This window comes from Brevibacillus sp. HB1.2 (assembly GCF_013332495.1).
Taxonomy (GTDB): domain Bacteria; phylum Bacillota; class Bacilli; order Brevibacillales; family Brevibacillaceae; genus Brevibacillus; species Brevibacillus porteri.
This window is the reverse complement of record NZ_JABMIU010000018.1, coordinates 53368-76865: the sequence shown is the minus strand read 5'-3', so window position 1 is coordinate 76865 and position 23498 is coordinate 53368. Positions and strand designations below refer to the sequence as shown.

At 44.7% G+C, this 23498-nt stretch carries 23 protein-coding genes; 10 read left to right on the top strand and 13 right to left on the bottom strand.

The window, feature by feature from the left end; translation table 11 throughout:
* Window positions 1-66 precede the first annotated feature (66 nt).
* Window positions 67-948, top strand: a complete 882-nt coding sequence (locus tag HPY28_RS26885; RefSeq protein ID WP_017246737.1) for an aminoglycoside phosphotransferase family protein — start codon at window positions 67-69, stop codon at window positions 946-948.
* Window positions 949-1198: 250 nt separating this feature from the next.
* Complete coding sequence (locus HPY28_RS26880; RefSeq protein ID WP_017246736.1) at window positions 1199-1381, top strand: hypothetical protein; 183 nt, start codon at window positions 1199-1201, stop codon at window positions 1379-1381.
* Window positions 1382-1708: 327 nt separating this feature from the next.
* On the opposite strand, the gene HPY28_RS26875 is transcribed toward HPY28_RS26880, so the two are convergent.
* Both HPY28_RS26875 and HPY28_RS26870 read right to left on the bottom strand, forming a co-directional pair.
* Entirely contained in the window at window positions 1709-1939 is a 231-nt protein-coding gene (locus tag HPY28_RS26875; protein ID WP_017246735.1) for a hypothetical protein, read from the bottom strand.
* Window positions 1940-1999: 60 nt separating this feature from the next.
* Window positions 2000-2845, bottom strand: coding sequence for a DUF6973 domain-containing protein (locus tag HPY28_RS26870; protein ID WP_017246734.1), 846 nt, complete (start codon window positions 2843-2845; stop codon window positions 2000-2002).
* Window positions 2846-3088: 243 nt separating this feature from the next.
* Here HPY28_RS26870 and HPY28_RS26865 point away from each other — a divergent pair, with 243 nt between their 5' ends.
* Window positions 3089-4357 carry a helix-turn-helix domain-containing protein gene (locus tag HPY28_RS26865; RefSeq protein WP_026042905.1) on the top strand — a complete coding sequence of 423 codons (1269 nt, stop codon included), beginning with the start codon at window positions 3089-3091 and terminating at the stop codon, window positions 4355-4357.
* Window positions 4358-4959: 602 nt separating this feature from the next.
* On the opposite strand, the gene HPY28_RS26860 is transcribed toward HPY28_RS26865, so the two are convergent.
* From HPY28_RS26860 to HPY28_RS26850, 3 genes are read right to left on the bottom strand one after another with little or no spacing between them, the layout of a single operon-like run.
* Window positions 4960-5682 carry an amino acid ABC transporter ATP-binding protein gene (locus HPY28_RS26860; RefSeq protein WP_017246732.1) on the bottom strand — a complete coding sequence of 241 codons (723 nt, stop codon included), beginning with the start codon at window positions 5680-5682 and terminating at the stop codon, window positions 4960-4962.
* On the bottom strand, window positions 5679-6332 hold the full coding sequence (locus tag HPY28_RS26855) for an amino acid ABC transporter permease (RefSeq protein ID WP_017246731.1): 654 nt from the start codon (window positions 6330-6332) through the stop codon (window positions 5679-5681). Before HPY28_RS26855 ends, HPY28_RS26860 begins: the two co-directional genes overlap by 4 nt.
* Window positions 6333-6382: 50 nt before the next feature.
* Window positions 6383-7168, bottom strand: a complete 786-nt coding sequence (locus tag HPY28_RS26850) for a transporter substrate-binding domain-containing protein (protein WP_173623470.1) — start codon at window positions 7166-7168, stop codon at window positions 6383-6385.
* A 196-nt stretch (window positions 7169-7364) separates the two neighbouring features.
* Here HPY28_RS26850 and HPY28_RS26845 point away from each other — a divergent pair, with 196 nt between their 5' ends.
* The 5 genes from HPY28_RS26845 (at window position 7365) to HPY28_RS26825 (ending at window position 12490) form a co-directional block, all read left to right on the top strand.
* Window positions 7365-8066 carry a response regulator transcription factor gene (locus tag HPY28_RS26845; protein ID WP_026042904.1) on the top strand — a complete coding sequence of 234 codons (702 nt, stop codon included), beginning with the start codon at window positions 7365-7367 and terminating at the stop codon, window positions 8064-8066.
* Window positions 8059-9165 (top strand): sensor histidine kinase, encoded by a 1107-nt coding sequence (locus HPY28_RS26840; RefSeq protein ID WP_017246728.1) that lies wholly within the window; start codon window positions 8059-8061, stop codon window positions 9163-9165. Before HPY28_RS26845 ends, HPY28_RS26840 begins: the two co-directional genes overlap by 8 nt.
* 152 nt (window positions 9166-9317) lie before the next feature.
* A complete protein-coding gene (locus tag HPY28_RS26835) occupies window positions 9318-10580 on the top strand; it encodes an efflux RND transporter periplasmic adaptor subunit (protein WP_017246727.1) in 1263 nt (420 codons plus the stop codon).
* Between the two features lie 12 nt (window positions 10581-10592).
* Window positions 10593-11312, top strand: a complete 720-nt coding sequence (locus HPY28_RS26830) for an ABC transporter ATP-binding protein (RefSeq protein ID WP_017246726.1) — start codon at window positions 10593-10595, stop codon at window positions 11310-11312.
* Window positions 11309-12490: an ABC transporter permease gene (locus tag HPY28_RS26825; protein WP_017246725.1), complete on the top strand. Its 1182-nt coding sequence runs from the start codon at window positions 11309-11311 to the stop codon at window positions 12488-12490. The genes HPY28_RS26830 and HPY28_RS26825 overlap by 4 nt, the downstream gene beginning before the upstream one ends.
* Before the next feature lie 148 nt (window positions 12491-12638).
* On the opposite strand, the gene HPY28_RS26820 is transcribed toward HPY28_RS26825, so the two are convergent.
* The gene (locus HPY28_RS26820; protein WP_017246724.1) at window positions 12639-13187 is read right to left on the bottom strand and encodes an NADPH-dependent FMN reductase; all 549 of its coding nucleotides are present in this window, start codon (window positions 13185-13187) and stop codon (window positions 12639-12641) included.
* Window positions 13188-13292: 105 nt separating this feature from the next.
* Window positions 13293-15185 (bottom strand): serine hydrolase domain-containing protein, encoded by a 1893-nt coding sequence (locus tag HPY28_RS26815; RefSeq protein WP_174231758.1) that lies wholly within the window; start codon window positions 15183-15185, stop codon window positions 13293-13295.
* Window positions 15186-15341: 156 nt separating this feature from the next.
* On the opposite strand from HPY28_RS26815, the gene HPY28_RS26810 reads away from it, so the two are divergent.
* Entirely contained in the window at window positions 15342-17195 is a 1854-nt protein-coding gene (locus HPY28_RS26810) for a hybrid sensor histidine kinase/response regulator transcription factor (protein WP_174231757.1), read from the top strand.
* Between the two features lie 63 nt (window positions 17196-17258).
* Entirely contained in the window at window positions 17259-17600 is a 342-nt protein-coding gene (locus tag HPY28_RS26805; RefSeq protein ID WP_015893952.1) for a zinc ribbon domain-containing protein YjdM, read from the top strand.
* Window positions 17601-17677: 77 nt separating this feature from the next.
* On the opposite strand, the gene HPY28_RS26800 is transcribed toward HPY28_RS26805, so the two are convergent.
* From HPY28_RS26800 to HPY28_RS26775, 6 genes are all read right to left on the bottom strand, one after another.
* Window positions 17678-18589, bottom strand: a complete 912-nt coding sequence (locus tag HPY28_RS26800; protein ID WP_174231756.1) for an alpha-helical endospore appendage domain-containing protein — start codon at window positions 18587-18589, stop codon at window positions 17678-17680.
* Window positions 18590-18815: 226 nt separating this feature from the next.
* Entirely contained in the window at window positions 18816-20687 is a 1872-nt protein-coding gene (locus tag HPY28_RS26795; protein WP_017246719.1) for a glycosyltransferase, read from the bottom strand.
* Window positions 20688-20713: 26 nt separating this feature from the next.
* A complete protein-coding gene (locus HPY28_RS26790) occupies window positions 20714-21637 on the bottom strand; it encodes an MBL fold metallo-hydrolase (protein ID WP_174231755.1) in 924 nt (307 codons plus the stop codon).
* Window positions 21638-21665: 28 nt separating this feature from the next.
* Entirely contained in the window at window positions 21666-22478 is an 813-nt protein-coding gene (locus HPY28_RS26785) for a hypothetical protein (RefSeq protein WP_174231754.1), read from the bottom strand.
* Window positions 22479-22513: 35 nt separating this feature from the next.
* Complete coding sequence (locus tag HPY28_RS26780; protein WP_238144574.1) at window positions 22514-22885, bottom strand: alpha-helical endospore appendage domain-containing protein; 372 nt, start codon at window positions 22883-22885, stop codon at window positions 22514-22516.
* A gap of 51 nt (window positions 22886-22936) precedes the next feature.
* Window positions 22937-23281 carry an alpha-helical endospore appendage domain-containing protein gene (locus tag HPY28_RS26775; protein ID WP_017246715.1) on the bottom strand — a complete coding sequence of 115 codons (345 nt, stop codon included), beginning with the start codon at window positions 23279-23281 and terminating at the stop codon, window positions 22937-22939.
* Window positions 23282-23498 lie beyond the last annotated feature (217 nt).

Here is a 23498-nt window from a genome sequence, read left to right as displayed (position 1 = left end):
CGTGCAGGATAGTTCAAAATAATGTGGATATGGTAAGTAAACTAATCTAAACACGCGAGGTGCGCTTTGAACTTAATACAAACGATCATAAGAAGATTTAACCTTAATGTTTTAAGTATAGATAATGTTCCTGAGTCTTTTAGTTCACAAGTATACAAACTGAATCTTACTAGTGGCGAAACTGTATATGCGAAGATCCCTTATAATAGGGATAAACTGTTTCGTGAATATCGTATGCTTGAATTGTTGTGCGAGGTAATACCGGTTCCAAAAGTATTAGATTTCTGGGGTGGGAATGACTTTATTTCTGGTGCCTTACTTCTATCTCAGATTCAAGGAATACCGTGTGCAGGTACAATTGACGATGAACTGTCATTTCAAATTGGGCTGTATCATGCCAAGCTGCATGACGTGAAAATGCCGGGGTATGGTGTTGAAGGTGTAGAAGGTTATCAGTTTCTTAATGAAAATAATTGGAGACTATACATAAAAAATAACTTTGAAAAGTTGAAAGAACCTTGTAAGGAAGTCCTTGAGAGAGGACTTTTCGAAAAATGTATTAATCACTTTGAGAGTGCCTTCTCAGCATTACCTCATCCTGATAGACCCTGCGTTGTTCATATGGATTTCCGACCAGGAAATATATTAACAAATAATAATGAGGTCGTTGGAATTATTGACTTTGAAAGTGCACGGGGAGGATCTTCAGAAATAGATTTTACAAAAATTAATCGATATGTTTGGGAAGTAAATCCTCAAAGAAGAGTTTCGTATATAGAGGGATATTCAACAATTCGTCCCATAATGGAATTGGATACAATACTTCCCTTTTATGATTTTTACGATGCTTTTAGTGCTGTTGTCTGGTGTAAAAACAGGGGAATTGAAAAAAATAAAGCGTTCCTCAAGGAAAGTATTTCTGTGTTGCAGAAATCCGTTGGTTGTTGAGCTAGAGGGATCGATAGTGTCATAAACAAAAAAACAGTCTAACACTTTATTTTGTGTTCTTGACTGGTTCTTGGTTTATAAAGATCGATTAGCCTAACTCTTTTCCTCGAACAGAGATAATTAAACAACTTAAAGCTACTTTGAATACATGTAAACAATGTGACAACCTTTGAATTAACAGTGATTGTCACATTGGAGTTAAGATAAACGCGGATTTACAACGTTAAGGGATTCATAAAATTCGGAGAAGGTGGAAAAGATCCAAAAGAATACTGCTGCCTATAAAGAGGTGATTCAGGAGTTTGAAAAAATGTACCAAGAAGCAGAGTGGATAAGGAATATCCCGTTGTTTAAAGATTTGGTATCATCCCCACTTGCGGATCAGATTCGGTATTTAGATAAATTAAAGTCAGAATTGGAAGTTAAGAAATAAAGATGATACTTCATGAGGAAGAGAAAGGGAATTCTCGCTTTGGAACGAAAAAACAGCCGATTACACCTTAACCGGGTACAGCCGAGATACATGCAAAAATGGGTCATAGTCTTACTTTTATTTCTAAATGTTGATTTTATCGAATTCTCCTGCCATGTCACAAACTGCATTCGAAAAATGACAATTGCTGTAAGCTTGTGACCCAAAATTACTCGTATCTCGGCTGTACCCCTAGATGTGCTACGGCTTTCCTTTGATGGAAAAGAAACAGCAACCATTCATAAATCCGGTTGCTGTTGTATCTCTCATTTTGGTTACTCAACATAACTATGTACAACATTGTGCTACTTTCAATTCATCACTTCTTCTTATCCATAAAGATCCGTCTTCTTTGATCATATAATCAATTTTATTACTCTTTAAAGCTTCTATCTGTTCTGAAGATGGTCCATCAGAAAGTCTATAGTAATCGTTTCCAGTCCCTACATATAAAAATCCAAATACTAGCACCACAACTATTGCTGTTGCAGCCAAAGACACGATTAATTTATTCTTCATAAATATCACCTTCTTTCAAAAAGGAGAATCAGGAATAATCATTCCTGATTCTCTTTTTTCTTACGTAATAGGGGGAAGATCTTGATCTACATAATCCTCTTCTTTACCTGTAAATCTCTCTAGTGTCCAGGTACTCTCTTTTTTGTTTGGTTTATTTATTTTTTTAAGCTTTCCGCTTTTGTATAACTCATCAATCGCAATTTTAACGTCTGAACGACTGCTATTACTGTCTATCCCCTCTTGTGCTGCTTTGTATCGTCCTTCTTCATTATTGTGCATATCCATTTTATATGTTAAAGATTTTTTGTTTTGATAGGAAGCACCATCTTCGTGTGCACTCGTCCACTTTTCTGCCCAACTATCATTCACTGCCCATACTATCCACATGTTCCATAATGCATGTCGAAAAGCATCTGATTCTTCATCAGTACCATTTCTACCGAAAGCTAGTTCTGTATAATTCCATGCCCCTTTCCCTGCCATAAGAGCTTTAAATCCTTTTGACGGCGATTGATCATACAATGCCTGCTCTTTTGGATTCAGTGTAACTACTCCATCAGCATAATCATAGAAATCATCCCAATCACCATCAGAGCTTGAAGCCAGGTTCTTTATATTTTGGTTATCATTGTTGTATATTTCGCACAATTCCAAAAAATGTTCATTAATTTCATCTTCAGTCGCTTTTGGGTGATCTTTTTCATATTGAGTCAACTCTTCTAAAATTTTTTCTGAAAATCTAAAGTCAACTTTCTCATAAGATTTTTCGTATTTCTTTTTCTCCTCGGAAATACTTTCAGCGATTTTCTCTGTACTTTTAGCAGATGCTGGCGTCAAGACTGACACTGGAGCAACTAATAATGAGAACACGACGAAAGGCACTAATACTCTTTTAAATTTCTTCATAGGCTTCTCTATCCCTCTTTTCATGTTTCTACATCTTTACGCTTCTGACTATAATGGGCATTGCCCGTTGTGAAAGCTCCTCCTTAATAGAATATCCAAATTGTACCATAATTTCTAAAAATAACCTTACTTCCTTTTTGTAGAAAATATAGAAAAACTGGAAAAATTATTTTCTCGATAGAATTACGTGCTATAGTAGTATCCATAAAAAGGGAATTGTATTGGGGGTTAATAGCTGTGGTTATGGCGGAAATGAGATCGTCGTTTGGCTGCGTTTTGAAAAGGTATCGAGAAGAGGCGGGGCTGACTTTAGCGGAGTTATCTAGAAAAACAGACATATCCTCTGGCACGATCAGTAAGATCGAAACAGACTCTCTCACTTTGCCAAATATGCGGAATGTAATTCGATTAGCTGAAACGCTAGACATATCTTTGTACGAGGCGGTTATGCCATATTTATATAAAATTAAAAGGACTAAAACGTTTGAATTATTGCTGGAAACGGCGATCAATCAGGGGAATGCCGTTCTTACGCAAAAAATCGCATCTAAGCTATTAGAATGCCCTAAGAGCAACACGTTTCTTTCGTTAGATTATCTTTATCAATTGGCGGGAAATACGGAAAATATAGAATTTCGATTTTTAATATATGGTGTGATTTCTCAGTATTCGCGCGAACATGGTATCCCTGTATTTTTAGCCAGGTCGTTATATCAGAAATATCTTATTCAACGTGATAGCTTTAAAAAATTGGACGAGTCGTATATAGAAGGTATGGAGTTATTGCACTATATTTCATATCTACACGTGGATGAAAGGGTTATGACTTACTATAAGTTGGGTTCGCATGCGTTATTTCGAGGATGTCATGAAGAGTGCATTCATCTATGTAAGAAAGGTATTAATGAAGATCATAAGCGAGATGAGCTGACAGCAAAAGCGTACCTAGCTATTATCATCGCTTACATTGAGTTAAGAGACTATATTCTTGCTAAAGTATATTTGGATGCGTATGAACAATTAGATTGTTTAAATGTACAGAAAGAATCTCAATATCTTCGAGCTATATTATACGCAAAGACTACGGATGATATTGAAAAGGCAGTACCATTATTATTAGATTGCTTGCACATGCGCCCGCAAAACGAAAAGTTACCAGTGGTAAATGATCTGCTGGATATTTATACAAGATTAGGTGATGAGTTGGGGGTCGTAGATATTTTTCAGTCAGAATCGTCATTTTTGCCGACTAACGTTGGTACACCGAACCAATGTACTCATCTAGGTTTATATTTTCGCGCAAAAGGGAATTTTTACATTGAAAAAGGCGATTTAGATATGGGGTGTGCCAGTTTATTAGAAAGTGCTATGTATTATAAGAAAATGATGAAATTGGAAGAAGCGATTAAAAGCATTGGGTATTTATTTGAATACTATACAGCTAACAAGGAAAATTTACCTTTTGACATACTCCAAAAAATGGAAATATTGTATACTGTACATAATACCTAAACCCGCAAGGGGGTGATACTCGTGAAAAAGTTGATGATGTCTTTATGTATTTTATCCGCGTTATTTGTCGTACCAGTTGGGGTAGATACGTTAAGTAAAGAACCTCCGATTGCAAAACACTATCCTGACCCATGGTAAGCCAATTTGCTCCCGACTCCGGTCGGGTTTTTTTGTGTTCAAAGGGGTAGCGCCAACATTTTGACCGATTTATACGCTTAGCATTAGCGGACGTAACTGGCCGTTTTCTGGCATGCTGATGACCGATAATGATGTTTAGCGGTCATTCGCTTAGAGTAAGAGAAATCGGCTTTTTATGCGGCTTAACGTCTTTAGCGTATATTTCCGTTAAAATGTTGGCGGTCGCCCTCAAAAAGCATGCTTTTTGAAATTGCTCCAAATAGATGCAATCACCATTTTTTGTAAGTGTGTGACCCAGAATTACTCGTATCTCGGATGTACCCCTTAACGTGGTGAAAACCGGCTGTTTTTGTGTCCATCTTCCCTTAACGTTGAAAATTCGCGTTTTGCTGGCGGTACTTCATAGGGAAAAACACACGGGCATGGTAGATGACGAATCGATCATGCCCGTTGCTTGTTTTGTTTTACAGCACTTTACTGAGAAACGCCTTGGTTCTCTCATGCTGGGGATTGTCAAAAATCTCGGCAGGCTTGCCTTCCTCTACAATATATCCGCCGTCCATGAAAATCACGCGATCGGCTACTTCACGGGCAAAGCCCATCTCATGCGTAACCACGACCATCGTCATTCCTTCTTTGGCCAAATCTTTCATCACCTGAAGAACTTCCCCTACCATTTCCGGGTCGAGTGCAGAGGTAGGTTCATCGAACAACATGATATGAGGGTCCATGGCGAGCGCCCGGGTAATGGCTACGCGCTGCTGTTGACCACCAGACAACCGATCTGGATACACGTCTCGCTTGTCTGCCAAATCTACTTTTTTCAGCAATTCCAGCGCCTTTTGTTCATTTTGCTGACGCTCTGAATTTTTGATGTGCTTGGGTGCGAGCATAATGTTTTCCAATACAGTGAGATGCGGAAATAGATTGAACCGTTGAAACACCATGCCGACACGCTCTCGCAGCTTGTTAATGTCCACTTTGGGGGAAGTAACCTCCACACCCTCAATGGTGATCTTGCCCGATGTCACCTCTTCCAACTGGTTCAGGCAGCGCAGAAACGTACTTTTTCCCGAGCCGGAGGGACCGATGACACAGACAACTTCGCGCTCTTCAATGGTAGTCGAGATGTCTTTTAAGACTTCCAACGAGCCAAAGCTCTTTTTTAAATTCTCCACATGAATCATTTCGCGAACCTCCTCTCAAGGGAACGAGATAGCAGACTGAGGATGTAGATCATCAGGAAATAGAAGACCGCTACTACTGCCCAAATTTCAAACGAGCGGAAGTTGCCAGAGATGATAATCTCACCACTGTTCATCAGTTCACGGATACCAATGACCGTTAAGAGCGAGGTGTCTTTTAACGTCACGATAAATTGGTTGACGAAAGCAGGAATCATGCGGCGAACAGCCTGGGGCAAGATAACTAGGCGCATAGCTTTTCCGTGCGTGAGTCCCAGGGAGCGAGCAGCTTCCATCTGCCCTTTATCGATGGAGAGAATTCCTCCTCGGAAAATTTCAGCCAGGTACGCTCCGGCATTGAGACTGAGCGCAAGAATACCCGCAGTTGTCTCTGGAATTTTGATATCAAGGACAGGCGGTAATCCAAAATAAATAAAGAAGATTTGAACCAACAGCGGTGTGCCGCGGAGAAAGTCAACGTAAGCGGTTGCAATGCCGCGAAGCACTTTGGACCGGCTTGTACTCATCAAGCCAAAAAGCAATCCGATTAAGAGAGCAAAAAACAGGGAAATGACCGTTATTTTTAGCGTGACCACAGAGCCTTGGGCCAAGACAGGAAGCGCATCGACAATGACATCCCAACTACTGCTCATTTGGACAACTCCATTCTTTCTAAGGTGAAAAAAAGGCGCGTCTCGCGCCTTTATTTTTTGGTGCTCAAGTAGGTGTTGATGATTTCATCGTATTTTCCATTCTCTTTCAGCTTCTTCAGACCGGAGTTGAGTTTGTCTTGCAGCTCTTTGTTGCCTTTTAAAACCGCGATGCCGTAGTGGTCACCATTGAGACGGTCGCCTACAATTTTTAGCTTGGAAGCAGGGTCTACCGTAATTTTATACGAGATAACCGGATAGTCTTCGATGGTCACATCAGCGTTGCCGTTCTGAACTTCTTGGAACATGGAAGGGCTATCGTCGAAGTATTTGACAGTCGCTCCGTATTTTTTCCCGAGCTCATCAGCAAAGGTCGCACCAGTCGTGCCTTTTTTGATGGCAATCGTTTTGCCAGCCAAATCTGCCTCCCCATTGATCGTTGTGTTGTCCTCACGTACGACCAGAGAAAGACCTGCTTGATAGTAAGGTTCAGAGAAATCTAAAATTTCTTTGCGCTTATCTGTGATGCTGATTCCGGCAATGGCTCCGTCCAATTGCTTCGCTTGAACAGCCGGAATGATTCCTTTGAAGTCCATCGGCTTAATTTCTACCTCAAAGCCCTCTTCTTTGGCGATGGCGTTGATCAGGTCGATGTCAATTCCCACGTACTTTCCGTCTTTTTCAAACTCAAAGGGTGGGTATGTTGCATCTGTACCAATAACGTACTTCTTGGCACCCGACTGCCCAGATGTTGAGGAAGCTTGATCCGTGCCAGTGCCACATGCACTTACCGTGAGTGCCAACAAACTAGAAACAACAGCAACCATTAGTTTTTTCATAAATTACCCCCAAGTATATTTATGATAGATATGATATGGACATGAATATAGTAATATAGAAAAGTCGGTAAAGTCAAAACAAACTGAAAGTAATTATTATCCATAATTGTATGAACGTTATCATGGTGAGATAACAGAAATGTTTTTTCATACCTGCTATAATGGTAGCAAATGTATAAAAGGGATGGGAAAAACGATGAAGCAGGTCACCATATTGATCGCCGACGATGAAGCGGAGATTGCTGAGCTCGTTGCCTTGCATGTGAAAAAAGAAGGTTACCACACAATTATCGCAGCGGATGGAAGGGAAGCACTCCAAGCTGTGCAGACGCATTCGATTGATTTGGCAATCCTCGATATTATGATGCCTGGGCTGGATGGCTATGAGGTCACCCGTCTCATTCGTGAACAGCACAATATGCCGATTATCTTTTTGAGTGCCAAGACGTCCGATCTGGATAAAATTTCTGGATTGGTGATGGGCGCAGATGATTATATGACCAAGCCATTCAATCCAATGGAATTGGTCGCTCGTGTGAATGCCCAGCTGCGACGCTTTAAGCAGCTGAATCAACCAGCAGTAGCAGTAGCGAGTAACAAGGTCTTAGAGGCAGGTGGACTTGTCATTTACCCTGAGCAGCGAACCGTGAGCCTGTACGGAGAAACGATTGAGTTAACGCCGAAAGAGTTTGATATTCTCTACCTGCTGGCCAGCTATCCCAAGAAGGTGTTTAGTGCGGATAATATTTTCCAGCAGGTGTGGGGCGAAGCGTACTATGAAGGCTGCAATACAGTCATGGTGCACATTCGCACCTTGCGAAAGAAGCTGGGTGAAGAAAAAACCAAGAACAAGTGGATCAAAACGGTCTGGGGCGTCGGGTATTCATTCCATGGATAACATGATACGAAGCTTTCGGTTCCAAATGGTCAAGCTTCTGGGCCTAAGTCTGCTTCTATCCGGTGCGGTTACCTATGTGATCTTTAAAGCGCTTCAGCTTTACTATCGAACACAGGTGAAGATGGAAAGCATTTTAGCGCCGATTCGCTATTTTATGCGAGAAATAGGGGACATTTACTTCTTTTTGATTTTTTTTGTTCCCCTAGCCATCTTGTTTTTCTTCTTGCTAACCAAAAGGTATGCCATCTATTTTCAGGAGATTTCCAGAGGGATTCATCATCTTGCAAATGGCGACTTTACCCATCATGTTCAAATACCGTCGAACGATGAGTTCGCAGATATTGCCAAGGACATCAATCTGGCGGGTGAAAAATTGCAGGAAGCTGTACAAAGAGGGGATTTTGCCGAAAGCAGCAAGGATCAGTTGGTTTTGAACCTGGCGCATGACCTACGAACGCCGCTGACTTCTGTTTTAGGGTATTTGGACATCATTTTGCGGGACGAGCAGTTAACGGTGGAACAAGCCAGGCATTACACGAATATTGCTTTTACCAAGTCGCAGCGTTTGGAAAAGCTGATCGATGAGCTCTTCGAAATTACGAAAATGAACTACGGCATGCTCACCCTCCAACAGAACCTGATTGATCTGAGTGAATTACTCATGCAGTTAAACGAGGAGCTATATCCTTCCCTGGAGAAAAATCAGTTGGAAGCCAGAATGAATGTGGCATCACGATTGACGGTTTACGGGGATGGCGAGCTCTTGGCACGCGTTTTCGAGAACATCATGACCAATGCCATCCGCTACGGGCACGATGGTCAGTTTGTTGATATCAAAGGTTTTCTTGCGGGTGACGAGGTCGTTGTGCAGATTATCAATTATGGTCACGAGATTCCCCCGGAAGATCTGCCGCATCTTTTCGAAATGTTTTACACGGGAGACAAGGCCAGAAGCCATCAAAACGGAAGCACAGGTCTTGGGCTATTTATCGCCAAAAATATCGTCGAGCGCCACGAAGGGACGATTTCTGCGCAAAGCAATTTGATCCGCACCGTTTTTGAAATACGCTTACCTTACGAACAGACTACCTCACTTTAAAAAAATTTAAGGATTACCCCACTTTTTCTTTTAAAAGTTTTTCTTATCCTGATCGGGTGACGAGCCAGGGTGGAAACTGCGAAGGAAGAAGTGGGGTTTTTGGATTGGCCAAAGATGACCGGAGCTTACAGTTTTTGGGGAGGTAAGGAAGGATGAAAAAGCGTTTGTGGATCTGGCTGGGGGTAGGCGTGCTTGTCGCTGGGCTTGGCGGCTATGCGGCTTCTTCGGGCGAAAAGAAGAATGGCATTCCTGTCATGTTATCAACGGTGGTAACGGCCGACTTGGAAAGCACGATTTTGACGTCGGGCATGGTCAAAGTACGAAATGAACATACATTGTTCGCTAACTATGCAGGAGAACTGCGGAATTTCTCCATCAAGGAGGGAGACAAAGTGACGAAAGGGCAGGTGATCGGCAATATCGACATGTCCGATGTCAGCAATGAAATCATGGATATCGAGGCACAGATCACCATTCAGGAAGCGAATATCGTAAAGCTCTCCAAAGGTGTGGAGCCTGAGGAAGTCACGAAAATGCAGGAGCAGCTTGCCCAGCATGAACGCGAATACCAAACGGCATTAAAAGATTACCAGCGAACGCAATCGCTGTTTACCGCAGGTGTGTCTACCCAACAGGCTGTAGAGGAGGCGAAGCAAAAGCTACAGACTGCGGAATCAAGAGTAAGGGTCGCGAAGCAAGATTTACTTTTGAAGCAAAAAGGGCCAGACAAGGCAGAGATTCGCTCCTACGAGGCGCAAATTCAAAAGCTGAATTTGGAAAAAGCAAAATATGAAAAGCAACGTGTGCAAAGCAGCATCGTGTCTCCGATTGAGGGGACGGTGCTCTCCATGAAGGTGAAACAAGGGAAGTACCTAAGTAAAGGCGAGGAAATTCTCACGGTTGGAGATACCAATGATGTTATGGTCGAAGCAGCAGTTGGAGAATCTGACTTGCGTAAAATCAAAATCGGACAGGATGCGGTGGTCTCAGGCATTTCCTTAGGCGGAGAACAGTTGCAAGGTAAGGTGTTGCGCATATCTCCTATGGCTGTAACCAGCAAAGAGCCGGGTGGAGAGAGTACGGGAGTGCCAGTCGCTGTTCATCTAAATGAGACGAGGGAGTATTTGAAGCCAGGTTTTCACGTGGATGTGAACATCGTCCTGCAAAAAGCAGCAAACGCTATGCAAGTCCCCATTGAGGCAGTCGTGACGGATCAAGATGGATCTTTCTTTGTCTGGGTAGTGGAAAATGGCAAGGCCAAGAAGAAAAAAGTGACGACTGGAATTGAAAGTGAATTGTTTATCCAAATTGAAAGCGGATTGGATGGCAGTGAAGAATTGGTAGCGAATCCACCGGAAACCTTGCAAGAAAATGAAGTGATCTTCCAAGCATCTCCCGAAGAGTTTGCGGGGTAAAGGAGGATACATATGCTGACCATTGAGGGGTTAACCAAACAATACAAGACGGATGAGCTGGAATTGTTTGCTTTGCAAAATATCAATATCCACGTGGCTCAAGGTGAATTCGTGGCGATCGTGGGACCTTCTGGTTCCGGAAAATCGACGTTTATGAACATGCTGGGTTGTCTGGATCGGCCAACCTCCGGATCGTATGTCTTGGATGGAATTGATGTTACGCAATTGAAGGATAGTGGGCTGGCGCAGGTACGCAATCAAAAAATCGGCTTTGTCTTTCAATCGTTTCATCTGTTGCCACGTGCTACTTCGCTGCGAAACGTAGAGTTGCCGATGATGTATGCGGGCGTCGGCATGACAGAACGCAAAAAAAGAGCGAAAGCGGCGTTGCAGCGTGTCGGACTCGGCCAGCGGATGGAACATAAACCGACGCAGCTGTCCGGCGGTCAAAGACAGCGTGTCGCCATTGCCAGAGCGCTGGTCAACCAGCCTGCGATTTTACTTGCTGACGAGCCGACGGGGAATCTGGACAGTCGTTCCAGCATCGAGATCATGGCGATTTTTCAGGAGCTGCATGCGCAAGGGGTAACGATTCTGCTCGTCACGCACGAGGCGGATATCGCCCAGCATGCCGAACGGGTCATTACGTTTCGAGATGGTCATATCATCCGAGATGAGCGAGTGGAGGAGCGCTTGTTTGCTACTGCGTCCGAGGAGGTGATCCTCACGTGAATTTACTCGAAAGCTTTCGTACGGCTCTGGAAGGGATTGGAACAAATAAGCTCCGAGCTACCTTGACGATGTCTGGGATCATCATCGGAATCATGTCTGTTATTGCTGTAATTACACTAGGAAACGGCAGTCAACAGGCCTATACCGATCAGTTGGAGAAGCTGGGTGCTACTAATTTCAGCGTTACTGTTTGGTGGGACCAAGGAAGCAAGATTACTGATTTGACAGTGGAGGATGCTTATGCACTTCCCCAACAATCGCCCTACATTGAAGAGGCCGTGCCGTTCACAAATCTTTTTGGAACGATTCGTGGCCCGAAAAAGGGGAAGGACGCAAGTATACAAGGAACAAATGAGGATCTGTTAAAGGTTCAACCCAACTTGAAACTAGTTGCAGGCAGATATTTTACTGCGAAGGAAGTAAGAGAGGGGAAGCCGGTTATCGTTTTAACCGAAAAATTAGCGGCAGGGCTTTTCGGACGTGAAGACCCGATTGGCAAGCGTTTGACTTTCAAAGCAGCATCCGTCATCGTTATTGGCGTGGTAAGGGAAGCCAAGCTGATGGTTGAGGCTGGTCGATCAGAGGGTGCCTATATGCCGATTACCTTTCTGCACAATATGGACGGGTACAAGTACGTTCATACGATAACCGTAAAAGCCAAGTCGAAGGAAACGATGGAAGCAGCCAAGAGTCAGACAGAGAAATACTTAAACCGCAGGCACGATCGCGAAAACTACTACCAAATCGATAGTATTGAGAACGCACTGGGGGAGATGGATTCCTTTTCCGGCACGCTCACCACGATCTTTAGTGTTGCAGCCGGGATTGCGCTGTTTGTCGGTGGGATTGGCGTCATGAACATCATGCTCGTATCTGTCACGGAGCGGACGCGGGAAATTGGCATTCGCAAAGCGTTAGGCGCGCGTTACGGAGATATTATGCTACAGTTTTTGATCGAATCGATGATCGTCTGCTTGATTGGTGGAACGATTGGGGTGCTGCTCGGCATCGGGACAGCCATGTTTGCCTCGCAATATGTCGATGTGCCGCCGCTATTATCGTGGGAAAGTATCGTAATCGCCTTCGGGTTCTCCAGTGCCATCGGTATTTTCTTTGGGCTCTACCCGGCTCACAAGGCAGCCAGACTCAATCCGATTGATGCGTTGCGATATGAGTGAGGAATGAAAAAGAAATGACTAGCAGATATCACTGCTAGTCATTTTTCTAACGTATAGGAATTTATAAAATAAATTCCGGAGCGCATGGAAACTTTCCGCTAAAACGCGGTCGCTCCTCCTTGAAAAGACCTCGATAGAGGTTTTCTTATTAGTCTCGAACCGATTGTAATGCCGTTGACCAACTAATCACTTGATTTAACATGTCGTTTACATGTGGGATGTGCAATTCGGATGGTGTAAAGACCGTGTAATTTTCAAAATCAGTAAATAGATTGAAGGCAGGTTGTGTACGAACGTCGGCCACCTGCAATTCCCCCAGGATTCCACGCAAGTGCTCTGCTGCACGAGTTCCGCCTGACGAACCATAGCTGACGATACCAGCCGCTTTGTTGTACCATTCCTTGCGGGCGAGGTCGAGTGCGTTTTTTAATACCCCTGTGATGCTGTGGTTGTATTCGGCGGTAACGAATACGAATCCATCCAGGCTGGATAGCTTTGTCGCCCATGCGGCTACTTGTTGCTCACCACTCGGATCGCCAAAGAACGGTAAGTGAAAGTCCGCAATATCAACGATTTCATACGCTGCATCTCCTCGTTGATCGGCAACCCCTTTGAGCCACGCACCTACTTGGGGACTGACTCGACCTGGGCGAGAGCTACCCAGAATAATCCCGATTTTTAAGCTTGAAGTACTCATGGTTCGTTCCTCCTTATGCGGCTTAGTTTAATCCTAGTTCTTTGGATCAAACATTATGCTTAAAAAAATGCCGCAACTGTAAAGCTCAGTTGCGGCATCGGAGTCTTAGGAGTAATGAATCGAAAGAAAGTTCCAGTAAAATAAATAGCCAGTATACAGGATGGAGAGTACCGCTGTTACACTATTCGCTACCTTCCAGCGATCGCGCTCCTTGGCTGTTCCGATTCGCAGGAGCAAATAAGCGGCGGCGGCCAACGAAACAATCGGCAGGGATGCGACAATGACTTGGTAGAAGGCTGGGTAGCCATAGACAAGCTCTGCGTTTGCATAGGTGAACTGGATGATAAAAAACAAGCTATGAAGCAGAGCCATAATCGGAACGATCTTCGAAATAGTGTGCGATTGATTGCGCCATTTGCGTAGCCCGAAACGAGCGATCCAGACGAGCGAAAGAAGGATGAACGCGATTCCGGGAATCACATACAGAGCCAGGAGAACAGGCGGACTTTCGATGAAGGAGATGCGAGGGAGCGAAAAGTTCATCGGTCCTGTCATATAAAATTTCCCTTGTTCCTCGTGAAAATATAGCTGTTCCTCACCGTCGATCTCTTGAAAGAAATGATCGTCTACCTTCACAAACTTTTTCTCAAGGGATTGTTGTCCTTCATTCTGGAACAAACCAGTCACGGATATCGTCTGCGCGTCCAATGCCTTCACTGTGTAGGTGTAGCTGCTGAGCAGGCGAAGCCCTTTGCCCCAGCCATTCTCGGGCGTCAGGGTAAGCAGATATTGACCTTCCAGCTTTTTCATTTCGTCTATGGTGCCATCAACAGGAGTTAGGGGCTTGCGTACTTGCTCTGTCAGTAGCTTGTCGGTAAACGCGTTCACGACCTTACCGTGCAGCTCCAAGCCCGGATGCGTGGCGTTCACCGTAACAAAGATGCCGATTGATTCTGAGGGAATCAGCACCATTTTCGAGATAAAGCCATCAATTCCACCGTTTGCCCATAGGGTAGGAATGCCGTTTTTCGTCTCTCCTTTAAAAAAGCCGTAGCCGATCCCGTACATGCGTTTATGGGCCGCGAATTGTTGGGCATGCATAAGCTGGACAGTCTCTGGTTTGAGCAGAGATGTGCCGTTATAGCTGCCGCCAGAAAGATGGGCGATCATATAGGGGGCGAAGTCGACGGGTGTCATATTAGCAGCACCACTCCCTGGGAAAATAATCCCCGAGTAAGGAATCGTTTGATAGCCGTTTCCGTCGTAATAATAGCTTTTAGCTAGATTGCTCCTGTCCTGCGGGAGATACAATTCGGCGGAATCCATACCTAGCGGGCGGAAGATATTCTCCCGCATATAGTCATGCAAAGATTGACCGGAAGCTTGTTCGATTACACTTCCTAACAATCCGGTGCCCGCATTACTGTATTGAAATTTGCTGCCTGGCGTGAAAATCGTCTCCTGCATCTGAAGCGTTTCATTTACGGTCTCGGTCGAGAATTCCGGTATCACACTCTGACGGTTGTCTCTTTTATAAATTTTTTCATCTATACCAGCTGTATGTGTGAGCAGGTGGTGGAGTGTGATTGGGCCGTAACGATTATTGGTAATTTTGTAGTCTTTTAGGACGGTATTCAAATCTTCGCGTAAGGAAAGTTTGCCTTGTTCCACGAGCTGCATCGCTGCAGTAGCGGTAAACGACTTGGTCACGGAACCGATTCGAAACACCGTACGCTCAGGATCAACGGGGATTTGCTGTTCGACGTCGGCAAAACCATAGCCTTTTTTAAAAATGATACGATCTCCCTGGGTAATGACAATGGCTGCGCCTGGGATATGCAGGTTGTTCATTTCATTTTGCATGAGGGGATCAACTACTTGTTCGATGGAAGGAGCAGTAAGCGGCGAGCGAGCATTGGCCACTGATAGAGGCTGTATCAGCATGAGGCAGGATACGAGCAGAACGGCAAACCATTTTCGTAGAGCAAATAATGTCATGTTCATCACCTTTCGCGTTTTGCGTCAGTCAATTGTTGTAAGGCCAGCGACAGGGATGAGTATAGGATGAGGAGTGTCACGGTGAGAAGTAACAGAATGTCATTGTTTATCGTGATAGTAGCTGGTCGTCATCTGATAATATAATGGAGAAAAAGTTTGGGTGTAGATGAGGTGTGCCAATTGCTTGCATTTGTTAAACGATGGTTATGGGTCGACTGGATGATCTTCACCATCCACTTTATGTGGGGATTGACGATTATTCTTGGTTTTGTCCGCCATCACGATCAATTGCCTTATCCGATAGTGATTACATTGATCGTTTCGTTCTTAGTGCTTGTCGTCCCCAGTTGTTTGCGTCGATACTCTCGTAACTTATATTTGTTCGCTGAGATTATTTTGAGTGGAGGCTTGTGCATTGCCTTGAACTTCTTTTTTGAAGGAGTAAGGTGGCAGTTTATCCCCATCGCTTTTCTCATCGGATATCACAGTGTGGAACGATCTTATCGCTGGACGGGACCATTGGCGATTTTGGTGATTCCGGCGATGCCGTTTCTTGTGGGAGAGGCAATTGGGTTTGCTTTCGAGCCTATAGTCGTAAGCGATCTAATTGTGTACCATTTCGCGGCATATGCGCTTGGTTTTGCCTTTCAATTGCTTAGCCGTATGCACAAGCAAGGCCTGATTATTCAACACCAGAACCAGATATTGGAGCAATACACTTCCCAGGTGGAGGAAATCACGCTGCTGGAAGAACGGAACAAAATGTCCAGAGAGCTGCATGACACGATCGGACACACGATGACATCGCTCATTATGGGTATGGAGATGCTTCGGTCTAAAATACCAGATGCGGAGGTTAGTCGGCTGGACATGCTTTTGCAGATGGCCCGACAAGGTTTGGATGAGTCCAGAGGGATTTTCCACAAATGGGCTCATAATGGCTATGAATCTGCTACGACCATGGAGTCCGCCTTCGTTGAATTGATCGGGCAATTTCAAGTGGCTACAGGGGTATCCGTCAAGCTGCGTATGTACGGCGCTGAGTATGCGTTGAGCCGTTCCATGAAGCTGACTTTGTACCGCTGCTTGCAAGAAACACTGACCAATGCTGTGCGACACGGAAAAGCATCACAAATTCAAGTGGGACTTTACTTTGAAGAAGCTCTGATCCGATTGCAGGTCGAAGATAATGGGGCAGGAAATGGGACGATCGAATTCGGATTTGGTTTGCAATCGATGAAGGAAAGGTTGGAAGCACTCCAGGGACGATTATCGATCCATTGTATGGACGAAGGAGGTGTGACGGTCATTTGTAGTCTGCCAGCTATGCAGGCTGTACCAAGTGCAGGCATACGTATCCTGATCGTCGATGATCAGCCCATTGTGAGGGAAAGTTTGCAACTCGTTTTACAGAATCAGCAAGATTTACAGGTGGTCGGGGTCGCAGAGAACGGCTTGCTGGCACTGGACATTATTCCAAAAGAAAAGCCCGACGTCGTACTTTTGGACGTTCAAATGCCTGTCATGGACGGGGCGAAGACACTACAAGCGATACGTGAGCGGTGGCCGGATATGCGTGTCATTATGTTGACGACCTTCGAAGAAACAGCCCTTGCGACAGAAACGCTAGGGAGAGGCGCGAATGGCTACTTGTTAAAATCGGTTAGTCCGGTCGAGCTCGTAGAGGCGATACGAGTTGTTCATCAGGGCGAAGCGTTGATTAACCATAAGATTGCGGATGTCCTTTTCAAAGAAATGCGCTTGCAGCAAGAAGAGCTGAATGGACTTCGCCAAAAGCAAGGACGCGAGTGTCCCTATGGGTTGACGGAACGGGAAAGAGGCATATTGGCCTCGTTAGTAGAGGGGCTACGCATGAAAACAATCGCGGAGAAAATCTTTCTTTCAGAAGGAACGGTACGCAATTGCACTACAGTGATTTATGCAAAACTGGGTGTAAAGAATCGCGAAGAGGCCGTTAAAAAAGCACGGGACGAAGGTCTTACTGGTTAGATGACCAGATTTTCAGGCTAGTTATGGTAGAATGGACAGTATCGAATGGAGGTTATATCAAAGATGAGTCAATTGCCAAATTGCCCAAAATGTCATTCAGAATACACGTACGAAGATGGAAGCTCCTTGGTATGCCCGGAATGCAGCCATGAGTGGACGCTGCAAGCAGACAGCGACAACGGTGAAGATAACAAGGTCATCAAGGATGCAAATGGAAACGTCTTGAACGATGGCGACACTGTAACCGTCATTAAAGACCTCAAAGTAAAAGGGACTTCATTGGTTGTGAAAATCGGGACAAAAGTAAAAAATATCCGTTTGATTGACGGAGACCATGATATCGACTGCAAAATCGATGGTTTTGGTCCAATGAAATTGAAATCGGAATTTGTGAAAAAGGTGTAAGCTGGGAATGTAACGGACAAGAAAAAGCTGACTGCATGTTAGATGCAGTCAGCTTTTTTCGTAAAGGCAAAGTCTTGTTAGGTGAGACGGTGAATGGACCAGACGATGCCCTCGCCTCCTCCACCTAAGTTGAGGTTGATGGTCAATCCATTGGCAACATAGAACAAACCGAGTGTATCGCCTGCATTGAGTTGAACGTCACCCGCGAGTGTGACGGTTCCTGCCCCCAGAATGGCTCTTAATGTGAGTACGAGCGCAACGTTTACGTTGAGAACAGGGAAATCGGCAATAATCAAATCCGTTGCGGTCGGAGTTATTCTTTGCACGACAAATGCGGGAGTAATTCCAGCGTCTAAGTTAACGGTAATGGCTGCGGTCGTTTCATAGTTAATGGTTGCCTTTATGGAGTAAGTTCCATTCGCTGGTACTGTGTAAGTGCCAGTTAGAGGGCTGAAACTTGGGCTGCCATAGTAGGGGCTGGCCGTTGACCAGTTAATTAATTGGGAAGATGCGCAAAGGGTCACAGTTGATAAGAAGCCTGAGAAGTTTTCAGCGGTGAAAGCAGGTCCAGTCGCGCCTGTTGCCCCGGTAGTCCCGGTGGCCCCAGTAGGTCCGGTAGCGCCAGTATCCCCAGTATCTCCAGTAGGTCCGGTAGCACCACCGCCCGTCGCCCCCGTTATACCACCTGTGCTGTAGGATGGAACAGACAGGATGTTGTCCAGTTTCGATTGCAAGAGCATTTCTTTTTTCGCAACGTCTTGCAAGGTTTGGCGTACGCTTGTATTCACCAAAAGGAGATCGCTTATCGAAGCAGGAACAGTCAAACCTGGTAATGTACCAATGGCATATTGCAATTTTTCTGCTTCTGCATTAATAATATGCCCGAGGCTGAGCTCTTCGATGGCGATGGAAGTAAGGAGAAGATTGATAGCATCGTCTCTCGTTATAGTAATGGTGGGAGTAATATTGGGAATATTGGCTTGCGACATGGCATTCATCCTTCCTGTTACATTCAAAAACTTCTCACTATGCTATGAGGCGTTATCTGTGCAGGTGCCTGACTGTATAGAAACAGAAAAAAGCCAATCTGATTTCCAGATTGGCTTTTGTGTTAACCGGTAAGCGCCGTGCTCATCAAAAAATAGACCACCATTGCTTATGGCATTTATACATTCACCCACAGGGTGGGTAACTTTTTCATGATCACGAGGGGAGTCAGGTCAGAGACTCAAAATACCTTTTGTTGTAGAGAATGCTAGGGTGGGTTGGGTTGTATAAGTAGGCAATATCATTGTGGTGGCGTGATTTCTCGTTATCCCCCATTTGAGAATAGCATAAGCAGAGTTGAAGATGAGGTAGCCACGTCCAGGATACGTGGTCGATGTGTGCGAGCTTTTCAGCAGGTCGCTCCACTTGTGTTGCGAGATCATACCAAAAAATGGCGAGCAGCCAATTTTTATCTTCGACATGAAAGGCTCCAATCTGGCAGCACGCTTCCGCCCGTGGGCGATCGTAGTTGAACGTACGATATAGCGACGATAGAACATTTTGTCTCTCGTATAGATGGGAATAGCAATTCGCCAGCTTCAAGCAAGCGTTAATGTTGTCTTCTACCCAGCCTTGCTGGGTGTTCAGGAACTTCGTGTAAAAAATAATGGCCTCTTCATGATACTGATTGTCACGCAATTCATTCGCATAATAGTACAAGTCCCGTGGAGAGAATTCTTCCCCTTTAGCATCCCTGCGTCGGTAGATTTGCAGATTGCGGTCCGTGTATTCCTTCTGCTTGTTATGCGTGATGGATATGTCACTGTTGATGACGTTTCCGCTGACTTCCAAATATTCATGGACGGGTCCGATCCAGCGAAAACCACGGTCGCGTTTTACGAGGCGATTGCGGCGAATGCTGTACGCCACATTCCCATTGCTGTCCACAGAGAGGTTGTAGTTCATCGTGACACTGTCGATGCTGTAATTCAACGTAAGCTTCAACTCGCGGAAGAGCTGACGGTCTTTCTCCAGAAGGGTATCGTCTGCATCCAGCCACAAAATATAGGGGCATGTTGCCTTACTGAATGCATAGTTGCGGGCAGCGGAAAAATCATCAACCCACTCGAAATCATAAATGGCGCAGCCATAGTTGGACGCAATTTCTTTCGTGCGGTCTGTTGATCCCGTGTCGACGATAATGATTTCATCTACGAGATCCGCAACGGTGGAGAGGCAACACTCCAGAGCGTCTTCTTCATTTTTGACGATCATGCATAAACTAATTGAAATCTGATTCGCTTTTCCCGCTGTCATGCCATTTTTTTTACGATACTCGCTCACTCCTGCCAGATCCGACTGACGGTAGATGTGGTACCCAGGAAGATGCGTATCCACATGCAAAGAAAAGCCCATAGCTACAGCCCGAATGCAAAAATGCCGATCTTCTCCCCAGAACGACAAGTTAGCTATTCGTTTAAAGCTGACGCCTGCCTCCAAGACCTTTCGATGGATGAACGTGCATGCACCGAGACCTCCTACCTCATACACACCCGGTTTACGCAGCATCTCTAAAAAGTTTTGGTTCTCCGCTGATTCGGACGCCCCTTCGCGAGTCAATGTGTATTGATCCATCAGCCAAACTTGAGGAAGCTCAATCGAATCAGGCTGCCAACGTGTCCAGTAAATGTTGGAAATAATATCTTTATTGGCTCGAAGCAATTGTTGCAGGGTGTGAGGGTGTAAAACGAGATCGGAATCGATCAAAAACAAGTAATCGAAACCCTCTTTGAGCGCATAGGAGATAATCGTATCTTTCATTTGCGCTACTTTCCAAATATTTCGTTCCGTCCAATAATGAGTCATTTCATTTCGGACATACGTGTCATCGTCTGTGTTTTTGAGGATGACGGTTCGTTTGTTCTCCTGCTCGAAATCAGCCAAGAGTGTACTGGATAGTGGGTCTTTGTTATCGTCAATGAACATGTAATGAATCAGTTCGTTTTTGGTAGTCAGCTCCGTGAGGGATTGAAGGAATTCCTCCAAAATGATCGGGAATTGTTGAACGGGACTACCGATTAAAATACGTTTTTTACCCATGGTACACCCCCATATGTAGCCTTTGTTCAAACGGTTTCCGCAGATTTACTGAATAGCAGTAAGCCATTGTCCACTTTTGCGACAATTCGGTTCTCTTGCTGTAGCTCTTTTACATAAGAGCGGATAATTGAAGTAGTCAAACCGTAGCGGTGCAAGTCATCTTCAAACTCATATTTTTTCATGACTTTTTGAACTACTTGTTCGAGAGTGCTTGGCTGCTCATGAATCCATGCTTCAAGAAAAGCAGAGGTGTCTTTCATAAGGCTGAGATGCTTGTTAATTAAACCCGTTACTGTATTAAAGGGTCCACCATGGTACAGCACATAAGCGTTCAATTTCATCATCGAGAGCTTCTTGAAGCTTCTTTTGGCAGCCTTCAGATCGTTAAAAAAAAGGAGATCCTGCTTGTTCAACGTTTTGGGGCCAAACAAGGCATCGCCGCAGTAAAGAACATGATCAGGGGTAATAATGCCGACCATTCCCGGCGAATGTCCAGGTAAGGAGACGATTTTGAATGGAATGGTATCGACGTGAAAGATACCATCGGTGGATGGCAGGTAATCCGTTACGAGCGCACGTTCATTCCTTTTGTTTTGATCAGGCTTCGCATCAGACCCTCCACCTGCGTCGAAAACCAAAGGCTCGAGATGTGGATTTTCGATGATATAGGATGCTAAATGTGTCGCATAGATGCGAAGGTTGGGGAACCTTTTTTTCAAATAGAGATTGCCACCGTGGTTAACAGCGTGACCATGTGTATGAACAACGGCAAGGATTTGATACCCTCGATCGCTGATTCTACTGCATACTTTCTCGATGACAGCGGCATTTGGGCCGCTATCAATGCAAACAGCGGTTTTGCTGGACCTATCCAAATAGACCCCGATCCCGTATTTACCGGAGACCACATAACTGTTGCCGGCCACTTCGATCAATTCCAAACGATCCATATACCTTACTCCTTCATTAGATTCAGGTTCATATGTGGATGATCTTGGTGACATTGCCGATACGTACCTTTACGGAGTTCGGTACATAGGGAGGCCGTGCAGGTGCAGACACTCGCTTCGCTTGCATTTTTTTCTTGCCACGCACTTTTTCCACGTTCGCTACAGGCTTGGAACGCACGGATTTGTTTCTGTTTTTATTGGGAGTAGGGATAGACGCAGTTTGTGCTAATAATGGGGGTTTTGGACGTAGTGATTTCCGGTTGTTGGCTGTATCGATGCGTGCGTCATTTGCGAGCAATGGAGGGGTTGGGGGAGGCATAGGTGGAACGTCAGTGGCTTTCGTTTGCTCACCCAGATCCAACTGTATCGGTTCGTCATCTGGAAAAACTCCTTCCAGCTCTAATTGCATCGGTTCTTCGTAGGGGGAATCCTCTTCCGGCTCCATAGACTTTGCTTGATGATGGGGATGGTCTTCTATCAAGTAAAAAGCTTGTAATTGCCGCAAATGATCTTCAATGAATGTCGCGATTTGTTTATGTGGAAAGCTCCACGACTTTACCAACTCCGATAACTGGGCAATCGCAGCAAGGACATGTGTGTATGTTTCGCTTGTGGGATGGAGAGGGTTACGCGATTCAAAAAGGAAGCTGTGAGTAATCTGCTTATTATGTGTGTGGGTATGCAGTCTGACGAGCAGATTGATCATCTTTGATAGTTGGTAGCCAAACAGCATAAGCTCGTAATCTTTGGCATGATGAAAGCGGGATTCCAATCCTTTGACCAACTGGACGATGGAATAGGTCAGTTTTAGAACGGTGTCATCGATACCTCTGTTCTTCATGGCAATTGACCTCGAATTCCTGAAATGAACAATCCTTAATAGTCGATGGTGATGTCATCCAATTCATCCCCGAAATCGGATTCTTCCATCTCAAAATTTGATTTAAGCGCCACAGGGTACATGTGAATGGCTGCATCCAGTTTTTTTAACAAAAGCCACTCAGCCATCAGCACCGAATCCAGAATCGAAATGACTGTACGATTAAAGGTGATGATCTCATCATTGGACGGGTTGTTGGGGAAGTCCAGATTTTTGCCAACGAAAGCAAGGGCTTTGTCAGCTTCAGCATTTAGCAATCTGGACAAGGCTTCTTCCTCTAGAGCAATCGATTGCAGCAAATGACTCAAAGCTTCTTCGCGCGTCGGCAAATCATTTGATTGAACTTTATCTTGTAAGGTCATCATCATCCCTCTTCAATAAAATTATGATCCCATGAGAAGCAGTGTGAGTAGTGAGGGTTATTCTTTGAAGCAAGTCAGGTCGGGCAAGTCAGGTAAGTCATCGTGGTTATGATGATCATGCATCTGCTCCAGCTTAATAATGTCCTCCAGCTTGAATTGCAAGAGCATCTCTGTCTTGATGACATTGCGCAGCATTCGTTCCACGCTATTGTTTAGGGCAAGTGCATCATTGAGCGAGAGGGATTGCTCCTTCACGATTTTTTGGATCTTTTGCCCCTCTGCATTAATAATGTGAGAAAGTCCGATTTCCTCCAGCGCAATGGAGGTGAGAAGCAGATTTAATACTTCGTTGCGTTTCAATATGATTTCCGGTGTTATATTGGGGACCGTGGGCATTGACATCGTTATCTACATCCTTTGTTTGTATGATTTTGTATACAAAATAAGACTTGCCCGAAATAGAAGGAGATCTGCTTCCCTTTATTTGCACAGAACTCCTTCGGGCAAGTTTCTTACAACGTACTTAAAAACGATAGGATCGTCATAGGATCGCGTAATTGATAGTGAATAAATGGAAACTTCCTCGCAGTACATGTTATGTAACCGCGATCTTAATATG